This is a genomic window from Rothia koreensis (assembly GCF_052232265.1).
Taxonomy (GTDB): domain Bacteria; phylum Actinomycetota; class Actinomycetes; order Actinomycetales; family Micrococcaceae; genus Rothia; species Rothia koreensis.
The window spans coordinates 2,686,947-2,698,117 of sequence record NZ_CP197643.1 but is presented as its reverse complement, the minus strand read 5'-3'; the positions used below and the strand labels follow the sequence as shown (position 1 = coordinate 2,698,117).

The 11,171-nt window shown below is 67.6% G+C and carries 10 protein-coding genes and 1 riboswitch; of the genes, 8 read left to right on the top strand and 2 right to left on the bottom strand.

Translation table 11 applies throughout. The features are described 5' to 3' along the window. The first annotated feature begins 16 nt into the window (after positions 1 to 16). Positions 17 to 148, top strand: a riboswitch (SAM riboswitch). Positions 149 to 175: 27 nt separating this feature from the next. Continuing rightward, the gene (locus ACTSLZ_RS12030; protein ID WP_129314968.1) at positions 176 to 361 is read left to right on the top strand and encodes a hypothetical protein; all 186 of its coding nucleotides are present in this window, start codon (positions 176 to 178) and stop codon (positions 359 to 361) included. Continuing rightward, positions 358 to 798, top strand: a complete 441-nt coding sequence (locus tag ACTSLZ_RS12025; RefSeq protein ID WP_443095162.1) for a plasmid stabilization protein — start codon at positions 358 to 360, stop codon at positions 796 to 798. Before ACTSLZ_RS12030 ends, ACTSLZ_RS12025 begins: the two co-directional genes overlap by 4 nt. Positions 799 to 861: 63 nt before the next feature. On the opposite strand, the gene ACTSLZ_RS12020 is transcribed toward ACTSLZ_RS12025, so the two are convergent. Then, positions 862 to 2,178, bottom strand: a complete 1,317-nt coding sequence (locus tag ACTSLZ_RS12020) for a glycosyltransferase family 4 protein (RefSeq protein ID WP_443095161.1) — start codon at positions 2,176 to 2,178, stop codon at positions 862 to 864. A 147-nt stretch (positions 2,179 to 2,325) separates the two neighbouring features. On the opposite strand from ACTSLZ_RS12020, the gene ACTSLZ_RS12015 reads away from it, so the two are divergent. After that, positions 2,326 to 4,293 carry a cell division protein PerM gene (locus ACTSLZ_RS12015; protein ID WP_443095160.1) on the top strand — a complete coding sequence of 656 codons (1,968 nt, stop codon included), beginning with the start codon at positions 2,326 to 2,328 and terminating at the stop codon, positions 4,291 to 4,293. A 22-nt stretch (positions 4,294 to 4,315) separates the two neighbouring features. Here ACTSLZ_RS12015 and ACTSLZ_RS12010 read toward each other — a convergent pair whose 3' ends face one another. After that, positions 4,316 to 4,738, bottom strand: a complete 423-nt coding sequence (locus tag ACTSLZ_RS12010; protein ID WP_443095159.1) for a hypothetical protein — start codon at positions 4,736 to 4,738, stop codon at positions 4,316 to 4,318. Between the two features lie 39 nt (positions 4,739 to 4,777). Here ACTSLZ_RS12010 and purN point away from each other — a divergent pair, with 39 nt between their 5' ends. The 5 genes from purN to ACTSLZ_RS11985 all read left to right on the top strand — a co-directional run bounded on the left by purN (position 4,778) and on the right by ACTSLZ_RS11985 (position 11,150). Then, positions 4,778 to 5,341 (top strand): phosphoribosylglycinamide formyltransferase, encoded by a 564-nt coding sequence (gene purN, locus ACTSLZ_RS12005; protein WP_443095158.1) that lies wholly within the window; start codon positions 4,778 to 4,780, stop codon positions 5,339 to 5,341. Between the two features lie 54 nt (positions 5,342 to 5,395). Next, positions 5,396 to 7,006 carry a bifunctional phosphoribosylaminoimidazolecarboxamide formyltransferase/IMP cyclohydrolase gene (purH, locus tag ACTSLZ_RS12000; RefSeq protein WP_443095157.1) on the top strand — a complete coding sequence of 537 codons (1,611 nt, stop codon included), beginning with the start codon at positions 5,396 to 5,398 and terminating at the stop codon, positions 7,004 to 7,006. Between the two features lie 171 nt (positions 7,007 to 7,177). Continuing rightward, complete coding sequence (locus ACTSLZ_RS11995; protein WP_443095156.1) at positions 7,178 to 8,197, top strand: LacI family DNA-binding transcriptional regulator; 1,020 nt, start codon at positions 7,178 to 7,180, stop codon at positions 8,195 to 8,197. A 155-nt stretch (positions 8,198 to 8,352) separates the two neighbouring features. After that, positions 8,353 to 9,762 (top strand): glucuronate isomerase, encoded by a 1,410-nt coding sequence (gene uxaC / locus ACTSLZ_RS11990; RefSeq protein ID WP_443095155.1) that lies wholly within the window; start codon positions 8,353 to 8,355, stop codon positions 9,760 to 9,762. Beyond that, positions 9,759 to 11,150 carry a mannitol dehydrogenase family protein gene (locus tag ACTSLZ_RS11985; protein ID WP_443095154.1) on the top strand — a complete coding sequence of 464 codons (1,392 nt, stop codon included), beginning with the start codon at positions 9,759 to 9,761 and terminating at the stop codon, positions 11,148 to 11,150. The genes uxaC and ACTSLZ_RS11985 overlap by 4 nt, the downstream gene beginning before the upstream one ends. The last annotated feature ends 21 nt before the right edge of the window (positions 11,151 to 11,171 follow it).

The window sequence follows — 11,171 nt, the reverse complement described above, 5'->3', positions numbered from 1 at the left end:
GTATGCTGAGGAACAGCTTCAAGAGACTCAACTGCAAAGCTCCGACTTGGTTGAGCGCCAACCCCATGTTCACGGGTGGTTCGGATGACGAAGCGGTCTATATTCGCCGTTCGCGGCAGAAGTAGTTTGGTATAGGCAAGAGCATCGAAAGGATTGCGCGCTCGCGCTGATGGCAATGTCCCACAATTCCGCCCGCCCCGATTTTTCTGCGGCAATTCCTGTTTCCCGCGGCTACCAGGCCATGAGCATCCAGGAATATGCCCGGGTCGATTCCGCGCGGTCCGAATTCCTCAACTTCCTCCTGGCGCCGGCCGGAACGGGTGAGCCGATCGTCGATCTGGCGGTGGGCAGCGCCGCATGAGTTCAGGCTCGAGAGGCCTGTTGCTCGATTCGGACGTCCTCGCGGAGATCCGACGTTCACGGCCGAACCCCACGATCGTCGCTTTCCTGCGCCGCCGCGCCCATCGGACCCTCTTTCTCTCCACGCTCTCCTTGGGGGAGCTCAGGGGGCTGTATCCCCAGCCCGAAACGGAACGTTGGTTGGACGAACTCGTCGAACGGTTCGCCGGGCATGTGCTCGAGGTGGACTCCCGGGTGGCTCGGGAATGGGCGGGAAGGTCCACGCCCCAGTCGATCCTTCGTCTGGGCAAGAGTCCCGGCGCGTCCTGGACGGGAGCCGCGGTCGAGGGGCTCGTCGCGGCGACCGCGCGGGTCCACAATCTGACCGTGATCTCGTCCAAGTCGGAAACCTATCGTTCGTGGGGCGTCGAAGCGCTCGACCCCTGGACGGAGGCCTAGGCCGGCTGCGCCGGCAGTCCGCCCGAGGGCGGAGCCGGGGGAGACGGGACCGGGGGATCGGGGCTAGGGCGCCCCGACGTGCCGTGAAAAGGGCAGGGGCCGGTGCCGCGTCATCGGCCGTCCGCGTCCCGGTGAGCCCGGGCCGCGCTGTTCGCGCCACCTGTGCAATTGCCGAATTCTGTGGAACTCGCCGGCCCGATGATAATGCCGCTCGAGTTCGCGGGACGTCGCCGACCACGACTTGGCCTCCATCGCACGCCTGCCGTTGATGGCCAACTCGGCCCGAGCGGACGGCTCGAGGAGCGACTCCACCGTGTCACGCAGCATGCCGAGATCACCCGGGCGGTACAGACGGCCCGTGACGCCGTCCTCGCTGATGTCCAACGGGCCCCCGCGCCCCACGGCCACCGTGGCAACTCCCGAAGCCATTGCTTCCTGGAGCGTCTGCCCGAACGTCTCGAACTCTCCGGGGTGAGCGAAGACGTCGAGGCTCGCCACGTGCTCGGCCAGGTCCGTGCCCGTGAGCTGACCCGTGAACGTCGCTCGGTGCAGCGTCGAAGCGAGCCGTGACGCATCCGGCCCGTCCCCGACAATCACGAGTTTGACCCCCGGCAAGGACTGGAGCACGCGCAGGTCCTCGACTTGCTTCTCCGAGGCCAGACGCCCGACGAAGCCGACGAGAGTGTCCCCGTCCCCCGCGCCGAGGCGGCGTCGCAGATCAGCATTGCGGCGATCCGGACGGAACAGCTCGGTGTCTACTCCGCGCCCCCACCGGAAGAGGCGGGGGACACCGAGGGTCTCCAGATACTCTGCCGAGGACCGGGAAGGAGCAAGCGTCAACGTCGCTTCCCGGTGGATCGCAGCGATGCGGTGGTCCGCCGTCGACTCGAGCCACGGCATCCCGTATCGATGCGTGTACGCCGCCACGTCCGTCTGATAGACCGCGACGCTGGGGATCCCGAGGTTTTTCGCCGCAGTCACGGCGCGTGCCCCCAGGACGAACGGCGAGGCGACGTGCACGACGTCGGGCTGGTAATCCACCATGATCCTGCGCACGGCCGAGACCGTGCCCGCGGAGAACCGAAGGGTCCGATAGCCCGTGAGCGGCAGAGACGGCAGCCGCAGGGTCGGTACACCTTCCACGTCGTCGACCCACTGGCCCGGTGCGGGAAGGACGACGCCGGCACCTTCCGAAGGAGGCGCCGCGTCGTTTCCCCGCCGCCCACCGGGCGACGTCGTGTCGGTGGATCGAACGGTCCTGGGGTGAGCCCAGTCCGAGGGTTTGAGGGCCCGGCCGGAGGGCGCGAGATGCATGACCTCATGCCCCATGCGGCGCAGATTCTCGGCGCTGCGCAGAAGGGAAGTGGTCACACCGCTCATGTGGGGGACAAATGATTCCGCAACCATCAGAATTCGCACACTCCTAGAACAACCGCCGATTCCGAACATGGGGTGAAGCCGTGAGGGACTTCGGATTGCCTGTGGATTAAAAGCCAAACGCCCGCGCGCGTGACATGATGAGAGGCGATGATGAAGACGCCTCGCAGACCCCCGCGCTCCCGGTCGTTGCCCATGCCGCTGTGGCTCCAGGCCATGATCGAAATACTCCTGACCAGCATCGCTTCGCTGGTCGTCGTCCTCGTCGTGCTCCTGATCGGATGGGCCTCCCTCGGGTTCGTCGGCTCGCCGGCAACGGTCGTGGCGGCGACGGGCCAGGTGTGGCTGGCGGGCCACGGCGTGGACCTGCACCTGAATATCCCCATGACGGACAACGCGCAGGCCGTCAGCGGAGTCGCGAGGCTGACGCCGCTCGGGCTGACCCTGGTGCTGCTCCTCTTCGCACGGCGAGCAGGCAAGCGGCTCGCGCGGGCGTCCTACGAGGGCCAGTTCTGGCAGGCCCTGGTCGGGGCCGGGCTGGTCTACATGGCCATCGGCGTCGCGCTGAGCCTCGTGACGAGCACCTCGGCGCTGTCGACCAACCCCTTGGTGTCCGCGATCGTGCCGCTCGGCGTGCTCCTGGTCGGGATGTTCTGGGGCGGGCACAAGGTCGCGGGCTCCTGGTTGCGTCTGGTCGGCATCGACCCGCAGGAGCTCTCCGACCGGTACAGCCAGTATTCCAAGTGGGCCGGGGCCTACCTGGTCTCTCTGATTCGCGCGGCCTGGGTCGGTTTCATGGGCCTCATCGCGACCGGCGCCCTCCTGGCCGGTGTCTCGATCTTCTTCCACTGGAACCGCATGATCGCGCTGTACCAGGGCCTGCATGGCGGCTTCCTCGGGGACCTCTCGGTGACCTTGTTGCAGTTCGCCCTGTTGCCCAATCTGATTGTCTTCGCTCTCGCCTGGGGGAGCGGCGCCGGATTCTCCGTCGGGGAGGGGACCCTGGTGTCACCTGCGACCACGCACGCAGGCGCGCTGCCCTCCCTCCCGGTCCTGGGGGCCGTACCCGCGGACGCCACGGCCTGGGCCTACGTTGTTCTGGCCCTGCCGATTCTCGCCGGTGCGCTCGCGGGGTGGTATTTCATTCGTGAGGGCGAGAACCACCTCGACGAATGGTTCGCCCTCAAACTGTCCTGGCGTTGGCTCGCCGCCGTGCTCTCGGGGCTGACCCTGGCCATCGGCCTGGGCATCCTGGTCGGTCTTGGCGCATGTCTCCTGGCGGCCATGGCCCACGGATCGTTGGGTGTCGGCAGGTTCACTGATTTCGGTCCCAACCCTTGGGTCACGGGCATCTGGGCGGCGGTGACCGTTGCGATCGGCGCCGTGATCGGTCAGTTGGTCGGTCCGTGGATCGAACATGATCCGGCCACGGACGTCGAGCCCGAGCCGCGGTCGAAGCGCCCGACCAAGGAGGCCTCGAGCACGGAGAGGTCGTCCAAGGGTGCGCGGCGTACGACGGCGGCCACGACGTCGTCGAGCAGCTCGACCGGGACGACTGGCCGGGCAACCTCCCGAGATGGAGCCTCGGCCTCGAATACCTCGAAGCGGACGGCGTCGACCCGAGCGGCGTCCGGGGCGGGGGCCACGAGAGCCGGAGCAACGCACGGGTCCGGCTCGAAGACTCGATCTGCTTCCGCGCCCGCCTCATCGACGTCGGGATCGTCCGATCACGGATCGGGGGAGCGACCGACCAAGGTCACGGCCTCTTCCCGCAAGGTGGCACAGGAACCGATCGAAGCCGATTCCGCGTCGAATGGGGCCGAAGCGACCACAACCGGAACCGGCGCCGGAGACTCGGCCCTGCCCTGGGCCGGCCCCGGGGCAACCGGATCTGCCGCCGAGCAGGACCGGGCCGGTCAGGCACGGGACGAGAAGGACACGCGTCCGGATTCGGCGGCCGAGCAATCCAGCGGGTCGTCGGAGGCCTCGTCGACCTCGGACGCGGGCGCTTCCGGGGATGCCCAGGAGAGCGGATCGGCCCCGACGGAGCCCGAGGAACCGCACGCGGTCCCCGAGAAACGCCCCGTTATCGGGCGGCCGAAACGTCGTCGTCGCTGACCGCGACGTCGACGCGGCGGCGTCACCAGTGGATCTTGCTCATCATGGAATCGTAGAGACTCTGTCGGCAGCCGTCCCCCGAGGAAATGGTCAGCGAGTTCTCGACGCATTCCCGGTACTCGGAAGTCACTCCCCACAGGGCAAGATTCACGCCGGCGTTGGCGGCGAAATAAAGGTCGGCCAGGAGGACGAGCGACAGGACGACGTACCCGATCCAGCCCGCGCGGATCCGCTTCAACGCGACCATGGTCAGGATGCACCAGAGCGCGGCCGCAATCATGAGGATCATGGACACGATCAGAGCCGCCGCCCCGACGGGCGACGTGGAGAGCAGACTGGCCACGAGCCCCGCGACCGACAGCAGAATCGTGATCCGCGACCGATAAACCAGTGAGTGATGATGCCGTGGATTCGTCTGGTCCTCTGCGGGGCTGGGTGATGTCATGTCGTCAACCCTACCGGCCGTATCGGTAGGGTTGATCGCATGCGAATAGTGGTCATGGTCTCCGGCTCCGGAACCAATCTTCAGTCTCTGCTGGATGCCGTTCGGGCCGGAACGCTCGACGCCGATGTGGTCGCGGTCGGTGCGGACAAACCGTGCCGTGGCATCGAACGAGCCGGCGAGGCCGGAATCGAGGACTTCGTGGTCCTGCCGGGCGACTACCCGGACCGCGCGGCGTGGAACCGGGCCCTCGAGGAAAAAATCGCCTCGTACGATCCGGACTACGTGGTTTTCGCCGGATTCATGCGCATCGTGGATGCTCGGCTGGTGGCTCGGTTCGAGCGGAGGATCATCAATACGCATCCCGCTTTGTTGCCGTCCTTCCCCGGCGCCCACGGCGTGCGGGACGCCCTCGCCCACGGCGTCAAAATCACGGGGGTCACGGTCCACCTCGTGGACTCCGGCGTGGACACCGGACCCATCCTGGCCCAGGCCGCGGTGCCCGTCCTGGACAACGACGACGAGCAGACCCTCCACGAACGCATCAAGCAGGAGGAGCGGACACTGCTCGTAACCACCATCAAGAACTTGGCGACCTGCCCATAGACTGGACGTCGTCACCGACAAGCAGTCAGCCAGAACCGAAGAGTTGGAGTTTCCGTGTCCCTGACCGAACTGGACCGTGTGCCGTTCAAGAGAGCCCTGATTTCCGTTTTCGACAAGACCGGGCTGGACGACCTTGCCCGCGGCCTGCACGAGGCCGGCGTGGACATCGTCTCCACGGGTTCCACGGCACAGAAAATCAAGGACGCCGGCGTCCCGGTCACGGAGGTCGCCGAGATCACCGAGTTCCCCGAATGCCTCGAGGGGCGGGTCAAGACGCTGCACCCGCGGATCCACGCAGGAATCCTCGCCGATCGTCGCAAGAGCGATCACGTCCAGCAGCTCTCTGACCTGGGCGTCGATCCTTTCGACCTCGTCGTCGTCAATCTGTACCCCTTCGCCGACACCGTCGCTTCGGGCGCCGGCGAAGAGGACATCATCGAGAAGATCGATATCGGGGGCCCCTCGATGGTCCGTGCGGCAGCGAAGAACCACCACAGCGTGTCGGTCGTCGTGGATCCGAAGCAGTACGAGCGCGTCGTCGAGGCCGCCCGCGGCGGAGGGTTCGATCTGGCCGAAAGGCGGCGGTTGGCGGCGGGAGCCTTCTCCCACACGGCCGCCTACGACACCGCCGTGGCAACCTGGACCCAGCAGCAATTCGCCCAGGACCCGGACGCCAACTTCTGGCCGCCCTACGCCGGTATGGGCTTCGAACGCTCGGAATCCTTGCGGTACGGGGAGAACCCGCACCAGCGCGGAGCCCTGTACGTCGACCCCGCGGCCGCTCCCGGCATCGCTCAGGCGGAACAGCTCGGCGGCAAGGACATGTCCTACAACAACTACGTGGACGGCGACGCCGCCCTCCGCGCGGCCTACGACTTCGACGATCCCGCGGTCGCCGTGATCAAGCACAACAATCCCTGCGGCATCGCGGTGGCCGGCCCCGACGCGGAGGACCCCATCGCGGAAGCGCACCGCAAGGCCCACGCCTGCGACCCGCTGTCCGCATACGGTGGCGTGATCGCGGCCAACCGCGAGGTGACCCGCGGAATGGCCGAGACGGTCAAGGGGATCTTCACCGAAGTGATTATTGCGCCGTCCTATGAGCCCGAAGCCCTCGAACTCCTCCGGACGAAAAAGAACCTCAGGATCCTGGTTCTTCCCGAGGGCTTCGAGCGCGGATCCGTCGAATACCGGCAGGTGTCCGGGGGCGCCCTGTTCCAGCAGAGCGACCGCTTGCAGGCCGAAGGCGACGACCCGTCGACGTGGAGCCTCGTGGCCGGGTCCGCGGCGGACGAGAAAACGCTTCAGGACTTGGCCTTCGCGTGGCGTGCTCTGCGTTCGGCCAAGTCCAACGCGATCCTTCTGGCCGACGACGGCGCCGCCGTCGGCATCGGCATGGGGCAGGTCAACCGAGTCGATTCGTGCAAGCTCTCGGTCGAACGAGCCAACTCCTTGGGCCAGGACGGCCAGGAGAGAGCCCGCGGCGCCGTGGCAGCGTCCGATGCCTTCTTCCCCTTCGCCGACGGCCTCGAGGTCCTGCTGGAATCCGGTGTGCGCGCCGTCGTCCAACCGGGCGGTTCGATCCGCGACGAGGAAGTCATCGAGGCGGCCGAGAAGGCCGGCGTGACCATGTACGTGACGGGCTCCCGTCACTTCTTCCACTAGCACGGTCGCCGGCGGCATGCCGCTTCCCTCCACGCGATGGACCTGACAGGTCTCGTTCGGGGAGGGGCGCGGCGGCCGACGACGCCGCGCGCTCACCTCTTGGGTGGGACCGCTCGGCGGTGGCGGGCGAAGCAATTGACCCTCCGGGTCGAGGGGGACCAAAATCAGGTCATGCGCAGTGACGGGGAGAACGAGGCGGGCGAATCAGTGACCATCTACGATGTGGCTGCTGAAGCCGGAGTCGCCGCATCCACCGTCTCCAGGACCTTTTCCCGGCCCGGCCGGGTTTCCTACTCCACGGCGGAGAAAGTGCGCGCCGCGGCAGAACGCATCGGGTACCGGACCGAGGCCGTGGCGCGTGCCTCCGCTGCCGGTGGATCGGCAACGAAGACGCTGGGCCTTGTGGTCGCGGACATCGCCAACCCCGTGTTCATCGAGATGGTGCGGGGCGCGGAGTACGCCGCGTCGCAGGCGGGGCTCACGGTGGTCTTCTCCAATGCCCGCGAGAACGGCAAGCGCGAGTACGAGGCCCTGAACCGCGCCCTGCCGACGGTCGACGGACTGCTTCTCGCGGGGTCCCGACTGCCGGACACCACAATCCGCACTGTCGCCAAACAGAAGGCGATGGTCGTCATGAACCGAGAGGTGCGCGGCGTCGCGTCGGTCGTGATCGACCAGCGCGAAGGTGCCCGCACCGCGGCCGAACATCTGGCGAGTCACGGGGCACGCAGCATCGCCTACCTCTCGGGCCCCGAACGATCGTGGGCCGACGGCATGCGGTGGACCGGGGTCCGTGATGCGGCGGCCGCGCTCGGGATCGAGGCCCGGCGGCTGGGCCCGTTCCTGCCCACCATGACCGGCGGACAACGTGCCGCCGAAACATGGTTGGGCTCCCGCACGGACGGCGTGATCGCCTACAACGACCTGATGGCCCTCAGCTTCATGCAGACCGTCCAGATCCGGGGCCTGGAGGTTCCGGACGACGTCGGCATCGTGGGTTTCGACGACCTGCTGGCCTCCCGCCTGACCAGGCCCCAGCTGAGTACGGTCGTCGGGCCGCTCGAACGCATGGGTGCCACGGCTGCGGCCCACGTGATGGCGATAGCGAACGGGGCACAGGCCACCACGGACCGGCCGGTCGTCATGCCCGCACGATTGATTGCTCGGGGCAGCTCGGAGCCGCAGCCCTGAGTGCACGGCGTGCCGTCGACGGCCGTCTGCTCGCGCAGCTCTGGTGATCGGCCGCCGCACGTCGACCGGTTGCCGAGGCTTCGTCGGGATCTGGCCTGATGGCAACTCATGGCAACCGTTGCACGTGTCACCACGTCCCGACGTGCAATGGACTCATGACACAGTCCATTGCCACACACCCCGATCGGCTCCTCCCCGCGGACCCTGCGACGCGGACCATCGCGCGGGAACTCGTGGAGGTCGCCGAGACACTTCCGTTGCTCTCTCCGCACGGGCACGTTCCGGCGGAGGCCATCGCGCGCAATGATGCGTTCCCGGATCCCGCGGCCTTGCTGATCAGCCCGGACCATTATGTGTATCGCCTGCTCAACGCCGACGGCGTGAATCTGGAGGAGGTCAACGCAGGCACCTCCGACGCCGCCGACCCGCGGGACGTCTGGCAGGCCTTCTGCAAGCGGTGGGAGCTCTTCGACGGCACGGCATCCGGGTACTGGCTCCGCCGCGAGCTGGTCACCGTCTTCGACATCGACGACGCCACGATCGATGGGGCCCCCGCCGACGAACTCTACGACCGGATCTCCGACGTGCTGGCACGGCCCGCCTTCCGTCCGCGGCAGTTGTTCCGGGACTTCGGTCTGGAAGTCCTGGCGACCACGGATGATCCGCTGGACGATCTGTCGGCGCACCGACAGCTGGCAGAGGACCAGGATTTTGCGGGGAAGGTCCTTCCCACGTTCCGCCCGGACGCCTACGTCAAATTCTGGAATCCGTCCTTCGCCACGAACGCCGATCGACTCGTCCAGGAAGCCGGCGACGGTCTGTCCGGGTACCGGGGCTATCTCCGCGGCATGGAGAATCGTCGTCGTCACTTCGTCGGCAACGGCGCGGTCTCGGCCGATCACGGTGTGTGGCGGCCCGAAGCCGTCCGTTTGGACGACGCCGAGGCGGCCGAACTGTTCGAGAAGGGCATCTCGGGCACGGCCACGGAGGCGGAGGCCCTGCGGTTCGAGGCGAACATGACCTACCAGTTCGCCCGGATGTCCGCGGACGACGGCCTGACCATGACGATCCACCCTGGTTCCTATCGCGACCACAGCACGCACACGGTCGAACGCTTCGGCCCGGATACGGGCAACGACATCCCCTTTGCGGTCGACTTCACCCGGGGTCTGCAACCGTTGCTGTCCGATTTCGGCAATTCTGACGATTTCAACCTGGTGCTCTTCACGCTCGACGAGACCACGTTCTCGCGGGAGATCGCGCCCCTCGCCGGGTTCTACAGGGCGGTCTACGCGGGCGCCCCCTGGTGGTTCCTGGACGAGCCGGACGCGATGCACCGATTCCGCGCGGCGACGACCGGGACCCTCGGATTCTCCCGAAGCTCCGGTTTCATCGACGACACGCGAGCATTCTGCTCCATACCGGCCCGTCACGACGCCGCCCGCCGCGTCGACGCCGGCTTTCTGGCCAGGCTTGTGGTCGAGCACCGCATCACCGAGGAGCGTGCCCGCACGGCGATGGTCGAGCTCACGGACACGAATCCCCGAAAGGTCTTCAACCTATGAGCACACCGCTGAACAGGACTACCGCGGGGGAACGCACGGGGTCGGTTCCGCCCGTCCGCATGGTTCACCTGGGTCTGGGCGCCTTCCACCGCGCTCACCAGGCATGGTTCACCCAGCACGCCGAGACGGACGCCGCCCGCCCCGAGTGGGGCATCGCTGCCTTCACCGGCAGAAGCTCCCGGGCCGCGGAAGACCTGACGGCCCAGGACGGGTTGTACATCCTGGTGGAGCGCTCGGCCGAAGGAGACGCCTTCGAACTGATGGGTGCCGTCGTCGAGGCGAACCCGGCATCGGATTCGCCCCGGCTGGTCGCGCTGCTCTCCGATGCCGATGTGGCGGTCGTGACCCTGACCGTGACGGAAGCCGGGTACCACCTGGACCCTTCCGGACGGTTGGACACCGACGACGAAGCCGTGTCATCGGACGTCGCCGCGCTGAAGAAAGCCCTGCCGGAACCCGCCGCGGCCCCGGAACTGCGCACCGCGGCCGGCCGGCTGGTCCTGGGCCTCGACCGGCGGATCCGGTCTCTCGGGGACCGGTCGGGTATCGCCGTCGTCTCGTGCGACAACATGGCCGACAACGCGACCGCGGTGCGCAACGCGGTCCTCGGGATGGCCCGAGCGTGCCAGGACGGACTCGCCGAGAGACTCGACGAAGCCGTTTCGTGGGTCGGGACCTCCGTCGACCGGATCACCCCCGCGACCACGCAGGACCTGCGGCGCGAGGTGGCCGAGGAGACAGGGTACGACGACGTCGCCCCCGTCGTCGCGGAGCCCTTTCGCTCCTGGGTCCTGGCGGGTGAATTCCCGGCCGGACGGCCCGCGTGGGAGAACGCGGGTGCGGAATTCGTCGAGGACCTCGAGCCGTTCGAGCGCCGGAAACTGTGGTTGCTGAACGGAACCCACAGCTACATGGCCTATGCGGGGCAGACGGCAGGTCACCGTTCGGTTGCCGAAGCCATCGCGGACCCGGAGATCCTGCAGGGTGTCGAAGACTTCTGGGACGAAGCAGCGAGGCACCTGACCGATCCTCGCCTGGACATCCCGGCATACCGGGAGAGCCTGCTGGCCCGCTACCGCAATCCCCGGATCCACCATCTGCTGGCCCAGATCGGGAAGGACGGAGCGCAGAAGATGCGCATCCGTGCCGTGCCCGTGTACGAGGCGGAACGCGCATCGGGTCGGACCGGCGCCGCGGCCGCCCGGTCGATCCGGGCCTGGATCGACTGGCTCCGGACCCAGGATCCCGAGCACCTCGAGGACGGGGAAGCCGACGCGCTCCGGCAGGCGCTCGCCGGGGCAGAACCCGCACGGGCGCTGCTCGATGTGCTCCGCCCGGGTCTCGGCCAGGATGCGCACCTCGTCTCACTGGTGATCGCCGGCGACTGACTGTTCCCCACGACGACCCAT

Coding starts and splice junctions, on each gene's coding strand:
- ACTSLZ_RS12030 (WP_129314968.1), top strand. CDS start 176: ATGTCCCACAATTCCGCCCGCCCCGATTTTTCTGCGGCAATTCCTGTT.
- ACTSLZ_RS12025 (WP_443095162.1), top strand. CDS start 358: ATGAGTTCAGGCTCGAGAGGCCTGTTGCTCGATTCGGACGTCCTCGCG.
- ACTSLZ_RS12020 (WP_443095161.1), bottom strand. CDS start 2,178: ATGAGCGGTGTGACCACTTCCCTTCTGCGCAGCGCCGAGAATCTGCGC.
- ACTSLZ_RS12015 (WP_443095160.1), top strand. CDS start 2,326: ATGATGAAGACGCCTCGCAGACCCCCGCGCTCCCGGTCGTTGCCCATG.
- ACTSLZ_RS12010 (WP_443095159.1), bottom strand. CDS start 4,738: ATGACATCACCCAGCCCCGCAGAGGACCAGACGAATCCACGGCATCAT.
- purN (WP_443095158.1), top strand. CDS start 4,778: ATGCGAATAGTGGTCATGGTCTCCGGCTCCGGAACCAATCTTCAGTCT.
- ACTSLZ_RS11995 (WP_443095156.1), top strand. CDS start 7,178: ATGCGCAGTGACGGGGAGAACGAGGCGGGCGAATCAGTGACCATCTAC.
- uxaC (WP_443095155.1), top strand. CDS start 8,353: ATGACACAGTCCATTGCCACACACCCCGATCGGCTCCTCCCCGCGGAC.
- ACTSLZ_RS11985 (WP_443095154.1), top strand. CDS start 9,759: ATGAGCACACCGCTGAACAGGACTACCGCGGGGGAACGCACGGGGTCG.